This window comes from Marinobacter sp. KMM 10035 (genome assembly GCF_046537445.1).
Classification (GTDB): domain Bacteria; phylum Pseudomonadota; class Gammaproteobacteria; order Pseudomonadales; family Oleiphilaceae; genus Marinobacter; species Marinobacter sediminicola.
Genome location: NZ_JBBVMG010000002.1, coordinates 362,101 through 386,576 on the forward strand (window position 1 = coordinate 362,101; position 24,476 = coordinate 386,576).

The following is a 24,476-nucleotide window of genomic DNA, read 5'->3' on the forward strand; positions in this document are numbered from 1 at the left end:
TGAATACATTGCTGCAATTTGTGATAATTGACTGATACAACACCACTTATCCCGGGAGAAGCGTAATGCGCATCGCTCTGCTTGAAGACCAACAAGAACAGGCGCAGCACATACAGTCTATTTTGTCTGAGCACGGGCACGACTGCGACAGCTTTCCTACAGGCCAAAGCTTCATCAGCGCAGCGCTGCACCGCAGCTATGATCTGATGATTCTGGACTGGCAGATTCCCGACATGACTGGCATCGACGTGCTCAAAAGCATAAGAGCACAAATTAACTGGCCAATTCCCGTGGTGTTTCTCACCCAGCGCGACAGCGAAGCCGATATTGTTGAAGCTCTGGATGCTGGCGCAGACGATTTTATTGCAAAGCCCGCACGGGCTGCGGAATTAGTGGCTCGCATTAACGCCTTGGCACGCCGCGCCAATCCAGACAGTGAAAAGGAAGTGCTGGTATATGGGCCTTTTGACGTCAATACGCAGCACAGAACCATTGCCCTTCATGGTGAAGAGCTGACCCTGACCGACAAAGATTTCGACCTGACACTGTTCCTTTTTCAGAACCAGGGCCGCCTGCTCACCCGTGAAGTTCTTCTGGAGCGTGTTTGGGGCTTGGCGCGAGACATCAATACGCGAACGGTAGACACTCACATGAGCCGTCTAAGGCGCAGATTGGGTTTGAATCCGGAAAACGGGTTCCGCATCAAAACAATTTACCAACGCGGTTATCGCCTTGAAGCTATGAAAGCTGAGGCAACCACTGAAGAATGATTGAATACCCTGTGCCTTTTCTCACTAAAGCATTTCTGGTGCTGGCTTTACTGGCATTAGGCGCCCCTGTGAGCGCAGAACTTTCACTCACACGTGGCTCAGCAACAACCATCGCGAATTCCTCCAGCCAAACCGTGCCTGAGTGGCTTTATACTCTGAAAGCAGGCGAGAGTTTTACAGAAGTTGCCAGCGATCTTCTGATTAAAAGCCACAGCGCAGGCCGACTGCTTCAATACAACGCTATCGAAAACGCCGCCATGCTTGGAGAGGGCGATCGCATACGCATTCCCTTATCCTGGCTGAAAAGACAACCTAATCCCGCACGTGTCACCTCGGTTTCTGGCAGCGTTCAGCTGATATCCGGCATTGATGGCCGTAAAAAGCCGCTGACAAAAGACGCGCTTATACGGGTAGGCGATGAAGTTCTTTCCGCCGCTGGCGCCGCAACCATTGCACTGGCAGATGGCTCAGAAGTGCGCATCTCCCCGGATTCCAGGCTGATATTCAACCAGTTAACCCAGTACGGTAAATCCGGCATGGTTGATACACGGCTTAGATTAAACCATGGAGAAGTGCACACTCGGGTAAAGCCGGTCATTGAAGGTGGCGCTCGCTTCGAAATCGAAACGCCTTCTGCCGTGGCGGCCGTACGTGGTACCGCATTTTCGCTACAAACCGGACCGGAAGGCACCCGTTTGCAGGTAACCGAGGGCGTTGTTGAGTTTGGGGCCCCTAATCGGTCTCATCAAATTCCTGCAGGCTACAGCGCAACGGTTGCCAGCAATAGCAGCAGCAAACTGAACATACGGAGGATGCCAGCAGCCCCCGAAATTAACCCGCTCCCACCGGTGCTCAAACAACTCCCGGCTGAAATGACCTGGAAATCAGGCCAAACTGCCAAGTATCGCCTGGATATATTCGAAACAGAAAGCGGACGCTGGGTCGAAAGCCGTGAAGTCGGCGGAAACCGTTTCGACATCAGCCGCCTGGATAACGGTCAGTATGTTGTGCATCTAGCGGCACTTGATCCGCAAGGGATGGCCGGTATGCCCGGAATCGTACCCCTAGAGGTCTATCTGCAAGCTCGCACCGCCAGTCTGCTCACGCCTGAAAATGGCGGCAGTGTGAACGATGACATGCCGGAGTTCCGTTGGGCACTTAACGGTGAAAACGAGGTGGCCCGGGTTGAAATCGCTGAGGATGACGCGTTCCGCAACCTGGTCGCAAGCAGCGAATGGGCACCAGGAACCGCTGCGCTGCCCTCCCGCCCATTGAGCCCCGGCCAGTATTATTGGCGCGTAGTAACAGAGGCCGGCGGAAACTCAGTCGCAACCACCCAACCAAGAAAACTAATCGTAAACGGCACGCTCCCACCGGTGCGAATCATCAGCATAAATTACATCGACAGCCAGGTGCGCGTGTTCTGGGAAAAGGTCGATACGGCGGCCAATTACCGGTTACAGCTGGCAGAAGAACCCGGTTTTAACGACATAATTAAAGAAGCTACACTACCAGACACTACAGCAGCCTTGCGTCTTATTCCCGGAAGGCGGTATTTTGTGCGCCTGAAAGCACTTTCTGATGGCCCACTACAGAGCCGCTGGGGACCAGGGAGGGAACTGTACCTGGAATAACTCCGAACACTTAACATGCAAAGCAGGACTCATGAACCGGGATTGGTTGCCAATTAAGACGACTCCATGGACGCTCGGCCTGTCACTCCTGCTCCTGTTTTTGCTCGCCGAAACAACGGAGTTGCCCCAACGTATTGATTACTGGCTCCTGGACTCTGCCCTGCTCGCCAGTCCTGCTTCTATTTCCCCAGACATAGCCATTGTCGCCATTGACGACCACAGCCTCGCCCAACAAGGCCGCTGGCCTTGGCCAAGACACACCCACGCCGATCTTATCAGGAAGCTTCACCAGGCCGGTGCAAGCACCATTGTGTTCGACGTACTGTTCATAGAACCCTCTCCAGACGATGGGGAGCTAAGCAGTGCCATGCAGGCCCATGGCAAGGTAATACTGCCCATTCATCTGGCTCCCTCAAGCTCCCGTCTTTTACTCAGTGAACAGCTTCCTCCTGGCAACCTGATCTCTGCAGCGGCCAACCTTGGACATGCCCATGTAGAACTGGACCACGACGGAATTGCCAGAGGCCTATACCTGTTTAATGGCATGGGGCGACAACTCTGGCCCAGCCTCGCACTCGCAGCATCAGGGGTCGCTCCCCGACAACCTCACACCCAAGGACTACCTGCATTTGTAAACGTGCGGGACGACTATCGAATCGTTCCCCTTGCGGGTGGAGCCGGCACCTTACCTACATACTCCTACAGCGACGTACTTGGTAATCCTCCCGCAACCGATGCATTTCGTGGCAAAACGGTTTTTGTCGGAGCCACAGCAGCAGGCCTGGGTGACATTCTACCGACCCCCTTCTCCGGTTTAAGCCAGCCGATGTCGGGCGTGGAGTTTCATGCAAACACATTTTCTGCCATCAATCAGCGTTTGCTGATTATCACAGCCCCGAAATGGGTTGGCCTTGCTCTGGCGATGATCACACTTATAACCCTGGCCTTGCTATTACCCCGAATACGCCCTGCGCGCACGCTGCCCACATGCCTCATGGCCAGCGGTGCAGTTATTGGCATCTATCTGGTCATGCTGAGCGTATTCCAGGTCAGGCTGTTAGTTGCTCAGGCGTTGATCATTCCTCTATTTGCGTTTCCGATAGCCAGCGGCTTGCGACTGGCCATGGCCAACCAGTTTCTGAACCGGCAACTTGATGAACTGGTGCGCAGCCCCAGGGTCGCCTTACCGGAGCCGTCGAAACGCCCGGCAACCCAGCTTCTTGAGCACTTCCAGGCGCTGTTCCAACCCCAGAGCTGGCTGCTAATGGAAGCCCACAATATTATCTCCCTGCGAACCCTGAATCCGGCCGACGTTCCAGAAAACCTGGAGCCAGGACTTTGGCACCACAATGGCAATCAAAGCTGGATACAGCTTTACCGTGGCAGCAATTACTACACATTAGGATTCACACTCCCCAACGACCTGAGTCGTGAGGCCATACAGCGCTATCTGCGCCGCCTAAAGCTCTCCGACATGGCCCCAGCCGTAATAAAGCCAAAACCCAGTGAAAACATATCTGCCCGCATTGAGCGCGTTAAAGTAGCGACCGACCGCCTGAACCACATTCAGGAATTCATCAGGCGCAGCTTCGAGAACATGCCCGATGGCATCATCGTAACCGACGAACTTGGCATAATCCGGTTTGCCAACGGTCACATTGAAAAGTGGTTCAGAGAGCCCATGCCAAGCTTAGGTGGACTGCCTCTGACACGGCTTCTTGAAGGCCACGATCCGCGTGAAACACCACCGTGGCATGAGACCGTCTCCGAAACGCTGACGCTACTTCAAAGCCGGACCGTGGAGCTCAAAATCCATGAGAAAAACTTTCTGATCCACTTCGCACCCTTTGCGCTTCCCGATAGCGTGCAATACGGAATCATTGCCAACATATCCGACATATCCGAACTGCGGGAACAGCAGCGCCAACACAGAGAAGCCATCGACTTTATATCCCACGATGTACGCTCGCCCCTTGTGTCGCAACTGGCTCTTATCGAGCAACTAAAGCGCGATCCGACTCATATTGATCAAAGCCAGCTAGAGCAATTAGGCCGCCTTGCAAGGCGAAGCTACCACCTGGCTGAAGAGTTCGTTCAACTGGCACGTGCCGAGCAACTTACCGAAACCCGATTTTATGAATGCGAGTTTCTGGCCATAGTAGAAAACGCCCGCGACAGTGTCAGCGAGCAGGCTGTAGAAAAACGAATTTCACTGCAACTGCAAGGAACAGAGGATCTATGGCTGAGAGGCAATGCAGAACTGCTAGAAAGGGCTGTTATTAACCTGCTAACCAACGCCGTGCAATACAGCCCAAATGGCTCAGTGGTCAGCCTTCAGGTGTTTAGAGCCGGGCATGAGGCCTGCCTGACCATTGCTGACGAAGGCGCTGGTATCGATCCGGAAGAGCTGCCTTTCTTGTTTGACCGCTACCGGCGCCAAAAACGCAGCGAACTGGCAGGTATCCACGGAACCGGCCTGGGGCTTTCGTTTGTAAAAACCGTGGTAGAAAAACACCGTGGCGAGATATACGTTGTGTCCAGACCCGGGGAAGGCTCAGCTTTTACGCTAAAATTACCCATTGCCGATCCCTTGTCATAAGCCCTGTGAGCCAGGGCCTATGAGCAGCGATCCGATCTCACCTTTTCTTCAGGATTTGATTTCCTTGTTAACGAGTGCAGAAGGTGCACTTAACAACCCATTACTGTCCTGAACCAGAATCGTGAAGTACCAGACGCCTGTGTCCAGTCCACTCACCTTGTGCGTCATGTGCGCATCCACCTGGGCATCCGCAATAACAATTTCATGATCCAGAGCGTCTGCATTTTGGCCGTACTGAATAATGTACTTGTCTAGCTCGGCCATTTTGATGCCTTCCCCGTTCACGCGACTATCGGGGGCGCTCCAGCTCAACACTGCGGCCTTCTCGATTCCTGGAGAGACAGACTCATTGCCGGAACCTACGGATCCTACGGAACCTGACCCCGAAGAATCACCACCACCACACCCAACAAGCAAAACTCCTACAGAAAACGCGGCGATCCATGCCTTCGACATTTTAATGACGCGTTTCATATATATTTACCACCAATATATCGTCGTATTTGTTAAATTGTACAAAACGCGGACGATTATCGATGAGAGGCTTGTCACCCCCGTAGTTAAAAATTCGTCAATATCCCGTCACAAAATGGTAATGATACGATCAAATTGCCGAGCGCCCTTGATTGCTCAGGCAATTTTTTGCTCGATGCGTTGAGTAGAAGGTTTCGCAGGGTGGGAAAAAAATATTAGTTGATAATTGGGGGTTGTATTCGGGTATAAAAAAGGCTTGAAGGTAGGGGCGTGTATAGTTTGAGGATAGTGCCAGACAAGGGCCCCAACGGGACCCTTGTCAAAGGATTAGTAGCCGGTACCCCAACCTTGCGGAACCGAACCTTCGCGAATTCGCTGAGGGTGGTCACCAACATCCACGCGAGCAATTTCCTCAGCACGCTCGATGTTGATCACAGATATCTGATCGGTGCCACTCCAGGATACGAAGCAGTTTTCTCCGGATTTGTCCCGGGTGATCCAATAGGGCTTCTTCCCGAGGCCTTCCAGAATTTCGTACTCGAAACTCTCACGATCAACAATGGCCACGTAATCGCTCATGGTGCCAGCAACACAAAGCTTTTCATCGTTGCCGCCCATGGAAATACCGTGGTGGGCAGAATCGTTTACGTAGCGTTCCACGGGAAGGTTGGGCACCAAATTAGGCAAATCGGCCACGCGAGTAATCCGGTCGTTCTCCATGTCGTATTCCACGAAACCATGGAAGAACGAAAGCTGGAAATAGAAGAACTTTTCATCTTCGGTGTGTGCCATCGGGCGAATCGCCGGGCTCATGCCCGGGTAACCGGCCTCTGCCAGTTTGTCGCTGATATCAAAGCTTTTGATTTCCTCAAGCGTGTCGGCGTTAACCACCTTGAAGATGCGGTTTCCCTTGATATCCCTGAGTGCCCCCCTATCGGCCAATGTGAATACGTGGCCAATGCTGGCGTGATAGATTTTCTTTCCATCTTTGGAGTAAACATTTTCGTGGGGTGAATCTCCTGTTGGAAATCTTCCCCGCTCCTTGCCCGTGCGCACATCCAATATGTGTACAACTTTGCCAGTGGATGCAGACACTGCAACTTCGGTTCCATCTGGCGACAAGGCCATGTGATCCGAACGATACCCTTCAACCTCAAAGCGCCAGACAATCCTGTTGGTTGCGATATCTATAGCAACCACATCTGCAAAGCTGGGGCGGGAGACGATCAGTAATTTTCCGTCCCGGGTGCTGTACATATCGTCCACATACTGATCGTTACCTTCACCGATCAGATGACGCACAACCTGAAAGAAAAACAGCTTATCCGGGCGCCAGATTATTTCCCGAAGGCGTTTTCTCCTGTCAGGAATGCCATTAATGCGGCCAATCCTTTCATAGGTTTCGGCATCAATAACATCGATCATGCCTTCCCAATTGTTGCCGACAAACACTGCCTCGCGGGCGTTGCTTCCAGTCCCGGCAAGCGCATTGAATGACAGCGTAATGAGTAGTAAGAGAGAAACTCTGATTGGTCTCACGATTCAGTCCCTTTTTGTAGTTGTTGGTTTAACCCAGCCCAACCACTACGAGACAAAACGTCTATCCCGGTCGGCGCCAAACTGTAGCAACGCCAAAAAGCATCGTGCATGGCAGAAATGACACAGGCCCGGGCTTCTGGGCCAGCGTCGTTTTTATGGACACTTAAAGGAGTCGGCCGTCAGGCCAACGGCAGCGCTGAAAGCAGTATATTCCGCCGCACCATGTGCTCCTGCATCACCGCCAGCTCTTCGCTCGCCATGTGTTCGGCAATGGCGAGAAGCTCCCCGTCAGCTCGGCCTTTCAGCCTTGTCAGGGCGACGGACTGGTTACGGTGCACTTTGGGTTGGTTAAATGGCGTGTGCTTGCCAAGTTCACGCCAACGGGCAGGGACGAGTGTGCTGCCTTTGCCCTGATCGAGAGCGAGGGACTGCCCGGATGGGTCGAAATCGAAAAACCAGGCAAGTTTGTCTGCGGGTTGATTGCTGACCAGCTCTGTAACACCGCGAACGTTTTCCCTGTGCCCCCGGTACAGGATGATTGAGTCCGCGAAGGAATCCGGAAGCATGATATCCGCCCAGTAAGGCATCAATCCCCCGTTTTCGATAATCACTAAATTCTGAGTTTTAACGTGTTCAGCATCCAGGCAGTCCGGTCGAACGCTGAGCACACTGCCCTGAGGTGTTGTGACATTCTCACCGCTCACCCTTAAATGTGCAGTTCCGGCAGTCGCCAACACGAGCAGTTCGCCGAAGACTGAATCAGGGCTGAGCTTTTCACTGGCATTGTGGCTGGCCATTGCCATGCGGCCACCAGCACGGGAATCATATTGCGGGTCTAAACCATGCTCAGCTTTGGCGTATTCTCTAAGCCGTTGGCGCTCTTCCGGCGTGAAGCGAATCTCCTTGCCAACGACCTGCCCTACACCCGTCTCTGCGCATATCTGGTCCCAGACTTTTCCGCGCCTGACCGATGACTTGCCGCCCCTTAACAAACGCTCAATGGCGGCAATTTCAGCCGGCATTGCTATACCTTAGGGTAAGATCTGAGATCATGACGTTGTCTGGATATACCCGGTGCGGCATTTGATGATAGATCACCTCAATATACTGCTGGTCCCCGTCAGACAAGGATTCGATTTCGGACACAATGGCCTGTAGCCAATCGGCTTTATCTATCTCCAGTCCCGTGCTGGCCAGGGCTTCTGAGGCAAGAATACTCCGTTCACCAAGTGCACCATCAACCACCAGCTGAATCAGCTCCTCGATAGCCTCTTCTACGGGGTCGTCTTCCTCAACTTCGGTTTCACCCTCAACGTCAAAGTTAACCGTGGCCACGCCGTCCGGAACCGGCTTATCGTCTATCTCGACAGGGATTGTCCGAGCCTTTGCGGCAATTTCTATCAGTTCCAGATCGTCGGCTGAATCATAAATATCACCAAAGCCCTTTATCTGAAACGGCTCAACCGTATTCAGAAACTCCGGAACATACCTCAAGTCCAGATGGTCGATGGAGGGTTCGAATCCGCGGTTGTTAATAAAGTGCGCTTCAAAGGCACCCACCATTCGGCTTAGCCGTTGATCCTCACGCATGCGCACCAGCATTTTGCGCAGCTGGTTAAGGGCGTAGGAGAGGTTCTTCTGTGAGGATTCCAGGGTGGCCGGCAAATGCCGCAATAATAGTCGCTTCAAGAAGGCATCGGAACCCGCCTGCTCCGCCAGCTCCCGTATACGAAAGCTTTCAAACAAGGTAATGAGGCGACCAGCGCGCTCGATTACCCGCTCGTTTTCACGGATGCGCAATTGCAAGTCTGTGATGTAAGCGAAGCCGGTATTTATGTATGTGGCGAAGGCCTCCGTGGCGTTTCGGATATCCTCAATTACGTCTGCAAGGCATTCCTTGATCTCACCTTCCAGCCGATCAATATCACTTAAAGCAGACCGCTTTTTTGCTTCTTTGTATTCCAGGAACAGCTCACTGAGTTGCTGCCAAAGAATATCCACCTGGGCATTGGCGTAACGGCGTCGCTCAGACTCGGTGATGTGATCCAGAAACTGAACCAGCACCTTCTTCAATTGCAGGTCTTCGTTGTCACCAATCCGCCAAACCAGTCGGTGGTGCTCAAGGGTTTCGATCAGGCCAAGGTTGTCATCGGAATCCGGCACCCGGTTGCCGTTTCGCAGGTGGGCCTCCAGAATGGCTTCGCCATATTTGGCCAAGGCGCGCAGTGTTCCGTGGGCATCATGAGCGCGGGCCATCAGTGTAGCCTCATTTGCTCGGAATCGGTGTCGTCAGAGCCCTGAATGCCTTCGTGGGTCTGTATAAATGTCATGGCATCGTACAGCCAGCTCCAACGGCCAGTGGCCCTGAAAAGGCTGCCGCTGGTGCCTACCGACTTCAGGTACCCCATCTTCTCCAGACTGGAGAGCACAGCACGAATCTGGCCAGCAGAGTCTGCACGCTTGGTATGAAACACCTTTTTCTCCGCCAGCGATCTCAGTTTCGATTCCAATGCAGGCGCTGCCGCAATGCGATCCAGAATGGCGCCCTCAGACAGCTTGTCGCCTGGCAAAATCGGGCGGTCGTTTGCTTCCAGCATCATCACAAGCCGCAGAAACTGCACGAAGGCTTCAAGGTTGTTGGCAACATCCCGAAACTGGTGGCGAATCGCATCTTTGGTATCGGAGTCGGAGGTGTCCAGATAGGCGCAAACGAAGGCATCGTGAGCACTGGTCTGACGAAGCGTTCGGTTTATCTGAGCCAGGAATCGATTCACAGAGTCCTGATTAGCCGGCATTAGCAGGTAGTTGTACAGCTCATCGTCACTGACTTCACAGATAACCCGCTCCTGAAGCAAGGCCGTTACGGTTCGCTCGAATAACGGACTACTCATGGCTTGCCACCTCATCTGTTACTTGTTCATCCTGGCTCACGCTCGAGAACAGCTCCGCGTGTTTTCCTTCAATCCCGGAGGATTCGTAGGTGTGAATCCGGCCCTGTTTGAGGGAGATTTTATTTTCAAAGAACTTCCTCAAACTTCTGTCCAGCTTCGGGCAGGCAGAAATCATGGTGAGATTATTGGCCTCCAGCATATCCGCCAGATGAGAGATGTTGTTGGGGCTGAGCGTACCCAATTCATCAATGGGCCAGGTAATGCGGGTGTTCAAATCCGGGCACAGGTAACGGGTGAGCCCCATGAACACGGTCATTATCGCCAGATAGGTCAGGCCGGTTGAACTGGCAGACAAGAAATCAGCATCGGTGCGGATAACTACCTGCCGGTCGTTCTCTTTCATTTCCAGGCGCATGTCGATCATCGACTCGACGCTGTCTTTTACCTTGGCGTCACTGAGCGTGTCTGTAACCAATTTAAAGCGCCGCAGAATGGCATCGCTCGGCAGAGCACGACGATTCATCTGAATCCAGTTTTGCCATTGGTCCACAAACTCTTTCAGCGGCTGCCAGGTTTCGTCTTCGTAAATTCTGGGTTCCAGCACAACCTGTATATCGCTCAGGCTTTCAATTTGCTGGTCGGTATTAATTTTTTGTTTCAAAAGATTGGAAACCGCCTTCACCTCACGAGCCATGACTTGCAGGCTGTCGAAATACTTCACCAGGCTGTCGGCTTCAGACACAAACTGATCAATCAGTGCATCCCGGAGCTGGGGTATATCGGTATCCAATAACTCTCGCAGATCCGGAACCCGCGCCAGCTTGAAGCTCTCCTCATGGTCCAACACCTCGCCCGTCATCTGTCCGCGCCGATAGGCTGATAGCTTCTGCCACGCCTGCTGGATTTGGGTGTTGTCGTACCGATTCAAAATGGCTGTAGCCTGATCGAACGTGCCCACGACCTCCCTGCGCAGCTGCTCCAGCTTTTGGAAAGCCCCCTGAAGCTCCTGGGTAAGATCGGCCATATTGCCCGGAAAGCCTTCGGAGAAGGTATTGCTCTGGAAATGCTTGAGCACCGCTTCTGCCGCGTCTGTTTGATCTCGCTGGTGTTTGATTGCTGCTTGATGCTCAGCAATAGACACCTTCAGTTTGCCATCCTGCTCTTTCCATGAGCGCTCTGCTTGCTCCCGGGTACGGGCTGCAGCCTCACACTTGGCTTTGGCCTGATTGGCTTGTTCGGTAAGCGCTTCAACCTTGCTCCACTCCTGCTCGCGCCATTTGCGGTAGCCACGAACAAGGTCTTCAGACGCCACAATGTTTTCGACAGTGTCTTTGAGCTTGGCTAACGCCTCTCGAGCCTTTTGAACTTCCTTCGGATCAATGCCCTCTTCTGAAAGGCGCTGATCGTATATCTGGCGCTTACTCTTGAGCCGTGCTTTGTGGTCGGATTCTGCGGTCGCAATCAGCTCGCTTTGGTGATCTATGCTGGATTGCAGCTCAGACTCTTTCTCTGCCCAATGAGCGCGCATATCCAGCACTTGCTGCTGGAATCCGGATTCAACCTCCCGCACGCCCTCGCCCGTTTGCTCATCGAAGGCCTGAAGCTTACTCTGGACGGTTTCAAGCTCTTTTGTGATCTTTGCGATCCGAGCGGCCTGCGCCTCTTTAACACGCAGGCGCACGTTAGTCAGTTTATTCTGCGCGTTATCGCGAGCACGTTTGACCAGCGAAAACTCAGTTTCCAGCCGGTCGGCAGCGGCGGCACGTTCTTTATAGGTCTCATGCCTACGCTGAGCCTCGCGCTCGGTTTCCGCTCGTTGTTTGAACGCAGCCTGGCGCTCTGTATCTATGTTCCGGCTGCTTTCCTGCAAGGCTTCTTCAGAGGCTGCAAAATCCGGAATTGGCAAGGCATCCAGTGCAAGCTGCCAGCCCATTACTGCCGCGCTGTTCGCCTCATGATCGCGGGTAGGCGCAAGATCTTTTCTGTGCAGCAGATCGGGATTGACGACCTTAGCCAAGCGGCTGCCCCACTCCGGGTCTTGGGCCCGCAGCAGTGATAACCAGGTACCGTCTTCAGGGGCGATCTGCCGTTGGAGTTCGTTAAACGTGTCTTCCAGCGCCTGGACTTTGTCATCCATGTGCTGAACCTGATCCTGCGCAGCTTTCCAGTCCCGGTCTGCCTGATCTCTTTTACGACCAGCTTCTAACCGATTTTCATGGGCCTGGGACACCTGCTCCGATGCTTCTTCTGCGGCCTGCTCCGCAATCGCGATTTCCTGCTGCTCCGTTTCCGTTTGCCCCGGATTTTCCCGCAGTGCTAACAGACGGGCCTGCTCACTCGTCAGTTCCGAGCGCTCCTCCGAACGGCCACCCTTGTACTCAGATACCGCCGTAACCTGACTTGTTTTGATGGAATTCAGTTTCAGATCATACGCATGCTTTGCTGAGGTAAGCGCGTCAGTAGCTTCCCTTAACCGCTGCTGGCGCTGGGCCTGCTGCTTCTCGTGCTCGCGCTGAATGCTCTGCTTTTCCTGCTCGTACTCGCCTTCAATCGCAGAGGCTTTACCCGTCAGGCTGTCGTAATCTGCTTGCGCTGTGGCCAAGCGCTGCCGGTAGTCGGCGAGATTGTCGAAACTCTGGGCCAGCTCTGAGAGCCCATCCTCTTCATATCGGTCGTTCTGTTTGTGCAGGGCTGCCACCTGCCCGTCCAGAGACTCAAATTCGGCATTGTGATCCGTAACCTCGCGGGCCAGCTGGCGATCGCTGTCTTCAAAATCTGCTCTTCGATGACTTCTCTCTGCCTCAAGCCGCTCTTTCTGCTCCCCCAGTTCACTGACCTTGTCCCGGGCCTCATCAACAGACGCGTGCAGGTTGGCTACGGACTTATCCGCCTGTTCAAGAATCGCTCTGCGCTCTGCATCCTTTCTCAAGCATTCACGGATTTTTGCCTCCTCGCCCGCAAAGGCAGAAAGGCTCTGTATATCCGCGATCAGATCTTTGCGATCAATAGCCCGGGGCTTGGCATGCTGGTGGATATTCTCAAACTGAGTTTCGCAGATCATGGTCTTGAAACTGCTTAGCAGCCGGTGCTTGTTCAACACCACATGAGTCAAGCGCTCAATGTTGGTCATCTGGGTGTCGCTGTCACCCAGGCCATGCTCGGCCGCCAGAGCGCGAAGCGCTCGTGCATCCGCAGGCAGCCGCTTCAGCAACTTTTGATTACGCTGAATAATTGCCCGGTAGTTGGTAATGGTGTCGATCATTTTCGACGGATTAACACTTTGACTACGGAGCGCTGCAAACACGTCGTCTGCACTGGCTCCAGCCTGAAGCAGTGGCTTTACTTCCGGCGAGAAAAAAGTGTCCTCAGCGGAACCAGCCACAAACCGATAGCAAGGTTTTCCCTGTGCGTGGCGATACATAACGGCACAGTGCAGCCCCGTGCTTCGCCGGTACTCAAAAATAATCAGGCTTTGGAAGGTTGGCAGGTAGTAGTCCAGAAAGGACAGCTTGCCGGATGCCTTGGTAACGATGCGCTCGGGCTCTTCGCCAAAAAACGCCGGTATAAGCGCCAAGACAGAGGTTTTGCCAGCCCCGTTCACACCCCCAAGGTGCGTACGCTCGCGGCAGTCGATTTTGATGGTTCGTCCCTTCACTTGCTTGAAGGAGTGATGCAGGACGATGCTTTCTAATCCGTAGCTAACAGTCTCACCAGACAAACTGATTTCCCCGTAACGGCAGGTCGTTCTTGATACCCGCAGTATACAGTGAATAGTTCACGGACAAAGCCATAGAGCCGGTGCAATCAATTCTCACCGCCGCCGGAAGACTCTATGCCTCCAACGGCGGTGACAGAAGTAGCTTAATTAGCCTTTAAGCTTTACTGCTATTTGTGCGACATGCTCACCTTGATGGCGGGCAATGCCTAGCTCACGTTCGTCTGGCTGGCGTGACCCATCGCCGCCTGCAATTGTCGAGGCGCCGTAAGGGGTACCACCGCCTACTTGTGAGATGTCAAACAGTGCTGGCGTGGTATATCCGATTGGAACAATAACCATGCCGTGGTGTGCCAAGGTAGTCCAGGTAGAGGTGATCGTCATTTCCTGGCCACCACCCGTGCCGGTTGAGGTGAATACACTGGCAACCTTACCTGCCAATGCTCCCTTGGCCCAAAGGCCTCCGGTCTGGTCGAAGAAGGTGCGTACCTGCCCTGCCATGTTGCCAAAGCGGGTGGGTGTGCCGACAATGATTGCATCGTAGTCCGCCAATTCTGCAGGAGTTGCAACTGCAGCTTCCTGATCAACCTTGCCGCCAGCCGCTTTAAAGGCTTCTGCATCCATGGTTTCCGGAACACGCTTTACTGTCACCTCCACCCCGGAAACGCCGCGAGCGCCTTCTGCAACCGCTTGTGCCATGGTTTCCATATGGCCATACATTGAATAATAAAGAACCAGAACTTTTGTCATCTATATGTCCTTTTTCTGCTTGGCTTATGTATACACTTCTGCTTTCAGTGAAAGCGAGGCGCGGGCAAGAACTCACTAAATGTAGTTGCCCCGCCCGCATCCAACAAGCTGGCCTGCTTGCTTAGGCCACATCTACCAGAACGATTTCGCTATCTTCCAGAGCCTTCACGTTCAGCAGCTCTTCATCTCTAATCGCAACCCCGTCACCAGCAGAAGCTACCACTCCATTGACCTCTATCTTGCCGGTAGCAGGTACCAAATAAACCTTACGCCCTGGGGCGATGTGATATTCAGTAACCTGGTCTGTTTCCAGCGTTGCTGCCACCATGCGAGCATCCGTACGAATTGGCAGAGCCTCATCGTCACCGGGCATGCCGCTAGCCAGAGTTACAAACGAACCGCTGCGCTCACCCTTGGGGAAAGGCTTAGTGCCCCAAGTAGGTGGTAAGCCCACCTCGTTGGGCATAATCCAGATCTGGAAGATCTGGGTTGCCACGTCTTCTTCATTCATCTCACTGTGGGCGATGCCTGTTCCTGCACTCATCACCTGCACATCACCTGCCTCAGTACGGCCCTTGTTGCCCAAGCTGTCCTGGTGAGTGATGGCACCTTTGCGAACGTATGTAATAATCTCCATGTCGCGGTGCGGGTGCCGTGGAAAGCCCGAGTGAGCAGCAATCGTATCGTCATTCCACACTCTGAGGTTTCCCCAGTTCATGCGGTTAGGATCGTAATACTCAGCAAACGAGAAATGGTGGCGAGTATCCAGCCAGCCGTGATGAGCGCCGCCGAGTTCATTGTAGGGTCGAAGTTCAATCATTTTAGAATCTCCTGTTTACTGTATTTTGTGAATGAAAGCTTGCCTTGCCTCAAGGGATCAGAACGATCTTTTCAGAGCCGCCTTCATTTACCTTGTTGTAGGCCTCAACTGCTTTCGAGAGCGGCAGTTCCGTAAAGTCATCAGGTACTGGTAGTTCACCGTCAAACGCCGCACTTATTTTCTCAAACATTTCTGCGCACTCTTCCAGGCTGTACAGCAGCGAATTAATGCCAATCACTGAGCCGCCGCGGCGGTACAGATCAAGAATAGGCATACTAATCAGCCCATCCACTGGCGCTGCAATAACCGCGATCCGCCCAAATGCTGCAAGCGTGTTAACTGCCGCTGACAACCAGTAGCCGGTGGTGTCGAAAATCACCTCAGGCGCAAGCGTCTGAAAATGCACCTGTGCCTGCTCTGGTAACTGACCCGCCTCTGGCAATTCAAAAGCATCAACACCTTGCGCTTTCAGCTCTCGCACAACATCGGCTCGGCGCGCGGCCATAACCACTTCGGCACCCCTTGCCTTAGCCAGCGCTTGCGCTGCTTTTGCCACTGCTCCGGCGCCAATGATCAGGAACCGTGTACCCGCTTTAACCTGGCTACGTTCCAGAGCATCCCATGCAGTGATGTAGGGGACACCGAAGGTTGCCGCCTGAGCAAAGCTCAGTGATTCCGGCTTTGGCGCTACTGCATTCGCCGGTACAACCACATACTGGGCATGGCAACCGTCCTGGGTGAAACTGAAGCCTTTTCCTGTCCCACCCCAAACGGCTTGGCCGATAAGCTCTTCCGGCCCCTCCACAACAACACCTGAGAAATCCCTGCCGGGAATGCGCGGCGTTGTGGTGTAAGGAAAGCGACCGAGAACATTTTTCAGATCGCTGGGGTTCAAGCCAGCAGCCCGAACCTCAACCAGAACCTCACCGGCACCAGGTACCGGTTTGGCCAATCTCTTTACTCGCAACGAATCGAGTGAGCCGGTTGCTGAAAACTGTAGAGCTTGCATAATCGACCTCGATAGCAAAATTTAAAGTTGTGCCTTATCGACGAGTACCGCCCAACCGTTCCAGCAGCACGTTATCCAACGCAAACCGGCCACCGCCCTGAATCGCAAGAGCCAGCGCCACTACGAACAAGGTCAAGCCAAACTCGTAACCATTGTTGGCCATGAACAAGCCGTTACCTATGTGCACGGCAAAAATGGCAACCAACATGGCAAAGGCAATAACTACTGCGGCAGGGCGTGTCAGCAGACCCACAACCAGTGCCAGCCCTCCGAAGAATTCTGCGCTGCCAGCCATCAAAGCCATCAGATATCCTGGCTCCAGGCCAATACTGGCCATCCACTGACCGGTCCCTTCAAGACCGTAACCGCCAAACCAGCCAAAGAGCTTCTGCGCACCGTGTGCTGCCAGGGTCAGTCCAACCGGAACCCGCAATACCAGCGAAGCAAAACCGCCGTTGGAATTGAACAATGCTTGAGTAAGTTTGGAGCCCATGATTATTCCTCTACTAGTGATTTGTTGGTTTGCCCCTGAAGCGTCGCTCCAGATGATGTAGCTACTTTACTATCACCAAACCGGCAGAATAAGAGGGTATCTGTTGCATTACTATCAACGCAGCGTTGATAATTGTCTAAAAACCACAAAGTCAGGATATACCTATGGATCGCCTCGACGCCATGCGTGCTTTCGTTACGGTAGTTAGTGAAGGCGCCTTCACCCGCGCCGCCGAAAAGCTGGACCTATCCCCTCAACTGGTCAGCAAGTATGTTTCCCAGCTGGAAGAGCACCTTGGCGTACGCTTGCTCAACCGCACCACCCGGCGCCTTCACCTGACAGAGGCAGGAGCAAGTTATCACGAGCGAGCACAACAGGTTTTACATGACATTGAAGATATGGAGTGCCAAGTGGGCGATCTGCAAACTGAGGCTCGTGGCATTCTAAGAATCAGTGCGCCTGTATCTTTTGCCATTCGCCATATGGCGCCGGTATTGAGCGAGTTCCAGAAAGCCCACCCCGGCGTAGGCATCGACTTGCAGCTTAATGACCGCAAGGTCGACCTGGTTGAAGAAGGGTTTGATGTAGTACTGCGGATCGGCCACCTGAAAAGCTCGTCATTGATCGCCAAAAAGATTGCGCCAATCAGGATGGCAGTATGCGCGTCCCCGGACTACCTGAAACAGAATGGCACGCCAAAGCAACTGGAGGATTTGCAGGGCCACCGCTATCTGCGCTACAGCTACATCGAACTCGATTCCAGCCAGCCTCTGCACCGGTGGCTGCAAAACAACGGTCAGAACGACAGCAACGGCATGACCAGCAATAACGGCGACGTACTGGTGGAATCGGCTATTGCAGGAGCGGGTATCGCCTTACAGCCAACATTTATCTCTGGCACGGCGATCAAGGAAGGCAAGCTGCAAGTCATACTGCAGGATTTTGAACCTGAGCCCATGGGGCTGTATGCAATGTATGCACACCGCCAACTATTAGCGAGCAAGGTTCGGACTTTTGTTGATTTTATCGATGGGTATTTCGGCGACCCGCCCTACTGGGATTGAGCCCCGCTCATCTTTGCCTTCAAACAGTTCAGAGCACTTATCGCTGTTCAGGTGGCGTCCAAACTGGAACATCTTCGGGTTTCGGCTCTTCCCACTCGCCATGCATCGCATTGCTCAGGGCGCTTTCCAGCTTCATAAACAGCTCGCCATATTGCGGGCTGAAATGAATGCCTTCTTCAATTTCCTTCCAGGCTTCGAACAACTCATCTTCATGTGCGCGCTCGTTATCAACAAAGGTCCAAGTCATCTGCCTTGCCCGCAACGGATGTACGCCCATGGCAGTAAGTGCATGACTGCCGAGTTCCAGTGCTGAGTAATAAGTTTCACTCACCACATCGTCCGCTCCGGCCGCTCGTAATTGATAACCATGGCCGCGATCGAATGCCCGGGCCAACACCCAAACCTCGGGAAAGAACTGCTTTACGTGCTCGACCATGGCCACTGTGCGCTCCCTGTCATCAATCGCTACCACCAACAAGCGAGCTTTGGCGATGCCGGATTTCTCCAGCAAATCGGGCCGACTGGCATCCCCAAAGAAACTCTTTATATTGATCTGGCGTACGTTCTCAATCTGCTCAAGCTCGTGATCAAGCACCACAATGGGGACGTTATTGGCTCGCAGTAAACGGCATACAATTTGGCCAAACCGCCCCACCCCTGCCACGATTACGGGCGCTTCTTCATCAATCGTATCGGCATCCCGCTCATCACTTTTGGAGCGCCGGTAACGTGGCAACACGATGTAGTCATATACGATGAACAACAAAGGGGTCAGGAACATGGAAAGCGCAACAACCAGCGACAATATCTGGGACGTTTCCAGAGGAATTACATGGCTTTGCACACTATAGGTGAGCAGCACAAAGCCAAACTCGCCCGCTTGCGCCAACCCGAGGGTAAACAACCAGCCGTTGCTGCTGCGAATCCCGAACAACTGCGCAAGCGCAAATAGCACCAACGCCTTGCCGGCAATAACAGCTAAACCTAAAGATACGACTGTGCCCCACTCGGCTGCCAACACATCAAAATTTATACCGGCGCCAACGGTGATAAAAAACAGGCCCAGCAATAATCCCTTAAACGGCTCAATATTGGCCTCCAATTCATGTCGGAATTCACTGTTGGCCAACACTACCCCGGCGAGAAAAGCCCCTAAGGCGGGCGACAGGTTTACCACACTCATCAGCGCCGCGATGCCAATCACCAACATCAGTGCTGTGGCCGTGAACACCTCGCGCAGCCCTGACTTCACCACATAACGAAACAAGGGCCGGCTCAGGTAGTAGCCGCCAACAATAACAACCGCAACCGCCCCTACCACAACCAATGCATGTCCCCAACCAGGCAGGTGCGCAACAAGACTCAGCCCCGATTCCGAATGCGACGCAGAGCTCGCGCTTTCCCTAAGGCTGGGCAGTGCCAGTAGCGGGATAAGAGCAAGCATGGGGATGACGGCTATATCCTGAAACAACAGAACCGAAAACGTATTACGGCCACCCTCCGTTTTCGACAGTCCCTTTTCATCTAGGGTCTGCAGCACAATCGCCGTCGACGACAGCGCAAAAATAAGACCAATGGTCAGCGCAGTCTGCCAAACAACGCCCAGCCACCAGGCCACTGCCATACCGGCAGCGGCCGTCAGAGCCACCTGCAATCCGCCAAGCCCTAACAAACGAACCTTCATTGCCCAAAGTGCTTTTGGGTCGATCTCCATACCTATCAGGAACAGCATCATCACCACACCAAACTCGGCAAAGTGCTGAATTGTGGTCGTTTCTTGGCCGACGAGCCCCAGTACAGGCCCTATCACAACACCTGCCACCAGATAACCGAGTACAGAGCCAAGACCAAGGCGCTTTGCCAATGGCACCGCAATCACAGCAGCCAGTAGATAGATAAATGCCTGAATAAAATAGGAGGTCATTAGATTGGAGTCATCTTCGAAAATAGGAGCAAAACTTTCTCAGGCTACTCTGTTGCGTGGTGCCTTTGTCAACAGAGTGCCAGAAAAGTCAGGTTTTCGAACAATATACACATATACTTCAAACATACACATATTGCAGACTTCGTTTTCGGATTACAGCTGCCTCTGCCAGAACGTTTCCCTGGTTCCGGGCTGCTAAATCGTCTTGTTTTGCTGATCAATCTCTGCAGCCGTTAACCCGCGCTTCTTCGCCCTCAGGTAGTTCAGGTACGCAGGTATATAGGTTTTACCCATGTACTTATCAAGATACGGCAGAAAGCCTGCGTAGTTACCTTTGAACTTCGCGTGGTGAAAATCGTGATAAACAGGGCCTTCGTATACAGGTAACAGATGCACCGGGTTCCAGGGAATGTCATAGCCAATGTGGCCATCCGCACCCTCAATTTGTCGGATGATCACCCAAAGCCACACAACATAGATATGTGCGCCCAAAAGAATAGGGCCTATCAAGGTGAGCGTTGCTGTTAACGTATATTCCAGCCAATGCATGTAGTTACCGTTGATCCCACAGGTGTTGCGGATCCGGTGGTGCACACTGTGCACATTTCTTAGCAGCCACTTGTTCTCATGCATGTACCGGTGCATCCAGTAATACAGAAAATCATCCAGTAACACGAAAAACAGCAACTGCGCCAAAATCACATACCAGGCAGGCAACTCGTTTTGGTGCACGCCCGTATGTTTTAGCAACGGCCAACTCAGCACCAGCCACGATGCCAGGATAATATTGTTAATAAGAATGCGCCCAAGGGACGGCAACAGGAACTTTTTAACCTCAAACGGCTTCTGCTGAATTTTGTATTTTCTCAACGAGACCGGGTCCAGCCACGCAACAATTGTCCAAGGCGTTGCAACAAGCAAAAACGCCGCCATGCTGATGGCCAGTGTGGCCATAGGAAACTGCCAGAACCAGGGATCGTTATATAAGCCATCCCAAACACCAAATGCATTCATACCGACTCCAAGCAAGCTAAACCCACGGTCAAAATGCGGTTTTCAAAAAGTTAGGTCACACTGTATTGGTATCTATGACTCGCTATTTGAAAAGCATCCTAGCCTGCTTTAACCTGACTTAATTGTTGGATCGCGAATAAAAATTACTATAAGGCGGCAAGATTGATCAGCAAACCAAAGCGGGATACTTCGCGAGACCACCCACTCAACTTTGTGGTTGGCGCGTACATTCAGCCAATTCTCGTCGCTTACCTACAACAAGGCGGACGCCTCTCTCCTCTTTCTGATGCCGCGGCTGTGAATGACTTGTGGATGATCAATCCTCCGGAAATAATCGCCGTAGAGGACTACTTCCGGCTATTTCTCAGTGCAAGTGACCTTCTTCATGATCCCCTGCTCGGCATAAAGGCAGGTCAAAGCGCAGGCCTGGAAAACTTTGATGTGCTGGGCGAAGCTCTGGCCAATTTACGCGCAAAATCTCTGACACTGGGCCACGCATTACATCAGGTGATGACTCTTGAGCGGCTAGTGCACCGGTTGGGGACCTCTCGCATAGAATCAGTCGGCGGGAACATACGGCTAATCTGGAGGGCTCACTTCCAACAGCACAAGGCCGCCCGGTTAGTTTGCGAAAGTGTACTCGCGGGAATAATTCATCTGGCGGAACAACTGACGGGGCGATTGATACCCGTAATGGAGGTGTGCTTTGTTCACTCGAGGCCGGTCGATTATCACGAAGCAGAGTACCAGCAAGGATTTAGAGCCCAGTGCCGTTTCAGCCAGAACGATAACAGCATTACGATCGCCGCAGACGTACTGGCCTGGCCTTTAATAAACATCGCCCGTCCTTCCGTTGCCGACTCCGCTGCAGGGCAAGTTGTTGATCAGGTAAAAAATCACATTGGAAAGAATCTGCTGAACAGTCCGAAGCTCCCCCAGATTTCCGCCATTCTCGGACAGAGCGAGCGCAGCTTGCAGCGACAGCTAAAGCACCAGGGAACAAGCTATCAACAGCTGTTGGCCGATGTTCGCTTACACCATGCGCAGGATTATCTAACGTATTCAAATTTAAGCATTCTGCAGATCAGCCAGCTGTTGGGGTTCCGGGAGCAGAGTTCGTTTAACCACTTCTTTTTAAGGGGCAGTGGCATGTCTCCTAAAAAGTGGCAGGAAGTGAATCGGGGTGGGGGTGGCTGAAACTAATGAGGGCGGGAGCAGACTGTCATCAGGCGTTCATCAAGTGCGGGCAATATTAGCGCCTGTAAAGCCTGAGATTCATTAGCCGCCCCATTTTCGCGAACCAAAGCGGTGCCGGGGCAAGCCCAAAAGATTCAACAGAAGGACTCTGTTATGAAGATATTATTCGTATTGCCCCTGGCTATAGGGGCTCTCACTCTGGTATCCGGCTGCAACGACAACGACAACAACTCGAACGCGCCCGAAGTAACACCTGCGGAAACAAGCCAACCGCTGATTCAGCTTGGGCCCAGACCTTACTTTCTGGTTAACGACATGGATGACGGTGAACTGAAGAATGCGCTGCAGGCTTGTGAGTCTTTGCCTCCAGCCTCAAGCAACTTCTCCATTGCCCACCGGGGTGCGCCCTTGCAGCTTCCTGAACATACCCGCGAATCCTATGTCGCAGCGGCCAAAATGGGAGCGGGAATCATTGAGTGCGACGTTGCCTTTACCAAGGATCGGCAATTAGTTTGCCGTCACGCACAGAACGACCTGCACACCACCACCAACATCGTAGCCGTGCCGGAGCTGAACGCAAAATGCACCAAGCCTTTTGTGCCTGCTAATCCAGGCGCTGGCACAAAGGCTGAGGCCGAGTGTCGCACCAGCGATATCACGCTGGCAGAGTTCAAATCGCTCCGGGGTAAAATGGATGCCTTTGACGAGAACGCCACCACGCCCGAGGAGTACCTGGGCGGTACTGCTAATTGGCGAACGGATCTTTATGCCACAGAAGGCACCCTGTTAAGCCACCGCGAAAGCATCGAACTGATTAAGGAGCTGGGTCTTAAGTTCACACCTGAACTGAAAACGCCGGTGGTTGATATGCCTTTCGAGGGTGATTACACCCAAGAGGATTATGCCCGACAGATGATTAACGAATACATCGCCGCTGGCGTGAAGCCCGAGGATGTATGGCCGCAATCGTTCCTGTTGGACGATGTCGTTTTCTGGGTTAATCAAATGCCTGAGTTTGGCCGCCAAGCCGTATTCCTGGATGAGAAAAGTAACGACCCGGATAACGTATCCATGGCGTATATGGAAAGCCTCACCCAAAAAGGTGTTCCCATTCTGGCACCTGCCATCTGGAAAATGCTCACTCTTAACAGCCACCAGGAGATTGTTCCGTCCGAATACGCACTCAATGCCAAGGCTGCCGGCCTGGATTTGATTGGTTGGTCACTGGAGCGCAGCGGCCCACTCGCTGAAGGTGGGGGCTGGTATTACCAAACCATCAACGATGCCATTAACAATGATGGCGACATTTATAAAGTGATTGATGTATTGGCTCAAGACGTGGGTGTTATCGGGATTTTTTCAGACTGGCCTGCAACGACAACCCATTATGCTAACTGCATGGGCCTGTAGTAGCAGCGTAGTCGAACGTTCATAATTGCAATACCAAAGCCAGCGGATGACATCATCCGCTGGCTTTTTTCTCTGGGCCCACCTTCAAGCCCCTGCTTACGTGACAACCCCAACATTTTGGTCTTGTCACGTAACCATAACAATCCTTGGTTAGGATCTGGCCGTCGAAGATTCATAACCTGAGGATGCAAATATGAAAAAGTTAATGTCTCTTACATGTGCTGCTCTAATGACCCCTATGCTCGCCCAGGGCGCATTCAAACTGGACTCCCGATACAGCGACAATGACGGCGATCTGATTGCCGACATTCCTGCCAAGTCTGAGCAGATCGATCCTTCCACTCTGATTTTTGCTTACACCCCGGTAGAAGACCCCTCAGTTTACGCTGAGGCTTGGTCCGATTTTCTGGACCATCTGTCTGAGAAAACCGGCAAAAAAGTCCAGTTCTTCCCGGTTCAATCCAACGCTGCGCAAATTGAAGCCATGCGCGCCGGTCGCCTCCATATTGCCGGTTTCAATACCGGTTCCAACCCGATAGCCGTTGCCTGTGGCGGCTTCCGCCCTTTCACCATTATGGCGTCCGCTGATGGCTCATTCGGCTACGAGATGGAAATCATTACCCACCCCGATTCTGGAATTACCGAGGTTGAGGAACTGAAAGGTCGCGAACTGGCCTTCACTTCCGAAACCTCGAACTCGGGCTTCAAAGCGCCGTCTGCAATCCTGAAAGCCGATTATGATCTTGAGCCAAACAGGGATTTCACCCCGGTATTTTCCGGCAAGCACGACAACTCTGTCCTTGGCGTTGCCAACAAAGACTATGACGCCGCCGCTGTCGCTAACTCCGTGATGGCGCGGATGCTGAACCGGGGCGTTGTCAACGAAGATCAGATCGTGTCTCTGTACAAGTCTCAGACCTTCCCGACCACAGGATATGGCGTTGCTCACAACCTGACGCCAGAGCTGCAGGACAAAATCCAGCAGGCATTTTTTTCCTTTGAATGGGAAGGCACTTCTTTGGAAGAAGAGTTCTCAAAGTCGGGTGAGGCCCAGTTCATCCCGATTACGTTTCAGGAGCACTGGGAAGTTATTCGTAAGATCGATGATGCCAACGGCGTAGTTTATAACTGCCGCTAAAGACTCAGTCCCCAAACCGCCTTCAGCGGGTTGAG

19 protein-coding genes are annotated in these 24,476 nt (G+C 52.9%); 7 read left to right on the forward strand and 12 right to left on the reverse strand.

The window, feature by feature from the left end; all coding sequences use genetic code 11:
• Nucleotides 1-65 precede the first annotated feature (65 nt).
• The 3 genes from AADB16_RS13600 to AADB16_RS13610 are packed head-to-tail and all read left to right on the forward strand — an operon-like array spanning nucleotide 66 to nucleotide 5,003.
• Nucleotides 66-770, forward strand: coding sequence for a response regulator transcription factor (locus AADB16_RS13600; RefSeq protein ID WP_410803996.1), 705 nt, complete (start codon nucleotides 66-68; stop codon nucleotides 768-770).
• Nucleotides 767-2,404 carry a FecR domain-containing protein gene (locus AADB16_RS13605; protein WP_410803998.1) on the forward strand — a complete coding sequence of 546 codons (1,638 nt, stop codon included), beginning with the start codon at nucleotides 767-769 and terminating at the stop codon, nucleotides 2,402-2,404. Before AADB16_RS13600 ends, AADB16_RS13605 begins: the two co-directional genes overlap by 4 nt.
• 31 nt (nucleotides 2,405-2,435) lie before the next feature.
• A complete protein-coding gene (locus tag AADB16_RS13610; RefSeq protein WP_410803999.1) occupies nucleotides 2,436-5,003 on the forward strand; it encodes a CHASE2 domain-containing protein in 2,568 nt (855 codons plus the stop codon).
• A gap of 48 nt (nucleotides 5,004-5,051) precedes the next feature.
• On the opposite strand, the gene AADB16_RS13615 is transcribed toward AADB16_RS13610, so the two are convergent.
• The 10 genes from AADB16_RS13615 to AADB16_RS13660 all read right to left on the reverse strand — a co-directional run bounded on the left by AADB16_RS13615 (nucleotide 5,052) and on the right by AADB16_RS13660 (nucleotide 16,694).
• Nucleotides 5,052-5,477 (reverse strand): fibronectin type III domain-containing protein, encoded by a 426-nt coding sequence (locus AADB16_RS13615; RefSeq protein WP_309045603.1) that lies wholly within the window; start codon nucleotides 5,475-5,477, stop codon nucleotides 5,052-5,054.
• A gap of 327 nt (nucleotides 5,478-5,804) precedes the next feature.
• Entirely contained in the window at nucleotides 5,805-7,016 is a 1,212-nt protein-coding gene (locus AADB16_RS13620; RefSeq protein WP_200203974.1) for a YncE family protein, read from the reverse strand.
• 179 nt (nucleotides 7,017-7,195) lie between these two features.
• On the reverse strand, nucleotides 7,196-8,038 hold the full coding sequence (locus AADB16_RS13625) for a hypothetical protein (protein WP_410804002.1): 843 nt from the start codon (nucleotides 8,036-8,038) through the stop codon (nucleotides 7,196-7,198).
• Entirely contained in the window at nucleotides 8,028-9,272 is a 1,245-nt protein-coding gene (locus AADB16_RS13630) for a hypothetical protein (RefSeq protein WP_200365590.1), read from the reverse strand. Before AADB16_RS13630 ends, AADB16_RS13625 begins: the two co-directional genes overlap by 11 nt.
• Nucleotides 9,272-9,907: a condensin complex protein MksE gene (locus AADB16_RS13635; protein ID WP_200203967.1), complete on the reverse strand. Its 636-nt coding sequence runs from the start codon at nucleotides 9,905-9,907 to the stop codon at nucleotides 9,272-9,274. The genes AADB16_RS13630 and AADB16_RS13635 overlap by 1 nt, the downstream gene beginning before the upstream one ends.
• Nucleotides 9,900-13,625, reverse strand: a complete 3,726-nt coding sequence (locus AADB16_RS13640) for an ATP-binding protein (RefSeq protein ID WP_410804005.1) — start codon at nucleotides 13,623-13,625, stop codon at nucleotides 9,900-9,902. The genes AADB16_RS13635 and AADB16_RS13640 overlap by 8 nt, the downstream gene beginning before the upstream one ends.
• Before the next feature lie 147 nt (nucleotides 13,626-13,772).
• Nucleotides 13,773-14,372 (reverse strand): NAD(P)H:quinone oxidoreductase, encoded by a 600-nt coding sequence (gene wrbA / locus AADB16_RS13645; RefSeq protein WP_309045609.1) that lies wholly within the window; start codon nucleotides 14,370-14,372, stop codon nucleotides 13,773-13,775.
• Between the two features lie 121 nt (nucleotides 14,373-14,493).
• Complete coding sequence (locus AADB16_RS13650) at nucleotides 14,494-15,192, reverse strand: pirin family protein (protein ID WP_410804007.1); 699 nt, start codon at nucleotides 15,190-15,192, stop codon at nucleotides 14,494-14,496.
• A gap of 49 nt (nucleotides 15,193-15,241) precedes the next feature.
• The gene (locus AADB16_RS13655; protein ID WP_410804008.1) at nucleotides 15,242-16,201 is read right to left on the reverse strand and encodes a quinone oxidoreductase family protein; all 960 of its coding nucleotides are present in this window, start codon (nucleotides 16,199-16,201) and stop codon (nucleotides 15,242-15,244) included.
• A gap of 34 nt (nucleotides 16,202-16,235) precedes the next feature.
• Nucleotides 16,236-16,694, reverse strand: coding sequence for a DoxX family protein (locus AADB16_RS13660; RefSeq protein ID WP_309045612.1), 459 nt, complete (start codon nucleotides 16,692-16,694; stop codon nucleotides 16,236-16,238).
• Nucleotides 16,695-16,858: 164 nt separating this feature from the next.
• On the opposite strand from AADB16_RS13660, the gene AADB16_RS13665 reads away from it, so the two are divergent.
• Nucleotides 16,859-17,758: a LysR family transcriptional regulator gene (locus AADB16_RS13665; protein ID WP_410804010.1), complete on the forward strand. Its 900-nt coding sequence runs from the start codon at nucleotides 16,859-16,861 to the stop codon at nucleotides 17,756-17,758.
• A 37-nt stretch (nucleotides 17,759-17,795) separates the two neighbouring features.
• On the opposite strand, the gene AADB16_RS13670 is transcribed toward AADB16_RS13665, so the two are convergent.
• Both AADB16_RS13670 and AADB16_RS13675 read right to left on the reverse strand, forming a co-directional pair.
• Nucleotides 17,796-19,682 carry a monovalent cation:proton antiporter-2 (CPA2) family protein gene (locus tag AADB16_RS13670; RefSeq protein WP_410804012.1) on the reverse strand — a complete coding sequence of 629 codons (1,887 nt, stop codon included), beginning with the start codon at nucleotides 19,680-19,682 and terminating at the stop codon, nucleotides 17,796-17,798.
• Between the two features lie 195 nt (nucleotides 19,683-19,877).
• Complete coding sequence (locus tag AADB16_RS13675) at nucleotides 19,878-20,696, reverse strand: sterol desaturase family protein (RefSeq protein ID WP_410804014.1); 819 nt, start codon at nucleotides 20,694-20,696, stop codon at nucleotides 19,878-19,880.
• A 162-nt stretch (nucleotides 20,697-20,858) separates the two neighbouring features.
• Here AADB16_RS13675 and AADB16_RS13680 point away from each other — a divergent pair, with 162 nt between their 5' ends.
• The 3 genes from AADB16_RS13680 to phnD all read left to right on the forward strand — a co-directional run bounded on the left by AADB16_RS13680 (nucleotide 20,859) and on the right by phnD (nucleotide 24,441).
• On the forward strand, nucleotides 20,859-21,893 hold the full coding sequence (locus AADB16_RS13680; protein WP_410804016.1) for an AraC family transcriptional regulator ligand-binding domain-containing protein: 1,035 nt from the start codon (nucleotides 20,859-20,861) through the stop codon (nucleotides 21,891-21,893).
• A 153-nt stretch (nucleotides 21,894-22,046) separates the two neighbouring features.
• Nucleotides 22,047-23,303 carry a glycerophosphodiester phosphodiesterase family protein gene (locus AADB16_RS13685; protein WP_410804017.1) on the forward strand — a complete coding sequence of 419 codons (1,257 nt, stop codon included), beginning with the start codon at nucleotides 22,047-22,049 and terminating at the stop codon, nucleotides 23,301-23,303.
• Nucleotides 23,304-23,496: 193 nt separating this feature from the next.
• Entirely contained in the window at nucleotides 23,497-24,441 is a 945-nt protein-coding gene (gene phnD / locus AADB16_RS13690) for a phosphate/phosphite/phosphonate ABC transporter substrate-binding protein (RefSeq protein ID WP_410804019.1), read from the forward strand.
• Nucleotides 24,442-24,476: the final 35 nt, after the last annotated feature.

Bases quoted from the DNA above. Each gene is read 5' to 3' on its own strand.
- AADB16_RS13630 (WP_200365590.1), bottom strand. From the start codon at position 9,272: ATGGCCCGCGCTCATGATGCCCACGGAACACTGCGCGCCTTGGCCAAA.
- AADB16_RS13660 (WP_309045612.1), bottom strand. From the start codon at position 16,694: ATGGGCTCCAAACTTACTCAAGCATTGTTCAATTCCAACGGCGGTTTT.
- phnD (WP_410804019.1), top strand. From the start codon at position 23,497: ATGAAAAAGTTAATGTCTCTTACATGTGCTGCTCTAATGACCCCTATG.
- AADB16_RS13675 (WP_410804014.1), bottom strand. From the start codon at position 20,696: ATGAATGCATTTGGTGTTTGGGATGGCTTATATAACGATCCCTGGTTC.
- AADB16_RS13685 (WP_410804017.1), top strand. From the start codon at position 22,047: ATGAAGATATTATTCGTATTGCCCCTGGCTATAGGGGCTCTCACTCTG.
- AADB16_RS13610 (WP_410803999.1), top strand. From the start codon at position 2,436: ATGAACCGGGATTGGTTGCCAATTAAGACGACTCCATGGACGCTCGGC.
- AADB16_RS13670 (WP_410804012.1), bottom strand. From the start codon at position 19,682: ATGACCTCCTATTTTATTCAGGCATTTATCTATCTACTGGCTGCTGTG.
- AADB16_RS13655 (WP_410804008.1), bottom strand. From the start codon at position 16,201: ATGCAAGCTCTACAGTTTTCAGCAACCGGCTCACTCGATTCGTTGCGA.
- AADB16_RS13665 (WP_410804010.1), top strand. From the start codon at position 16,859: ATGGATCGCCTCGACGCCATGCGTGCTTTCGTTACGGTAGTTAGTGAA.
- AADB16_RS13625 (WP_410804002.1), bottom strand. From the start codon at position 8,038: ATGCCGGCTGAAATTGCCGCCATTGAGCGTTTGTTAAGGGGCGGCAAG.
- AADB16_RS13615 (WP_309045603.1), bottom strand. From the start codon at position 5,477: ATGAAACGCGTCATTAAAATGTCGAAGGCATGGATCGCCGCGTTTTCT.
- AADB16_RS13600 (WP_410803996.1), top strand. From the start codon at position 66: ATGCGCATCGCTCTGCTTGAAGACCAACAAGAACAGGCGCAGCACATA.
- wrbA (WP_309045609.1), bottom strand. From the start codon at position 14,372: ATGACAAAAGTTCTGGTTCTTTATTATTCAATGTATGGCCATATGGAA.
- AADB16_RS13650 (WP_410804007.1), bottom strand. From the start codon at position 15,192: ATGATTGAACTTCGACCCTACAATGAACTCGGCGGCGCTCATCACGGC.
- AADB16_RS13605 (WP_410803998.1), top strand. From the start codon at position 767: ATGATTGAATACCCTGTGCCTTTTCTCACTAAAGCATTTCTGGTGCTG.
- AADB16_RS13635 (WP_200203967.1), bottom strand. From the start codon at position 9,907: ATGAGTAGTCCGTTATTCGAGCGAACCGTAACGGCCTTGCTTCAGGAG.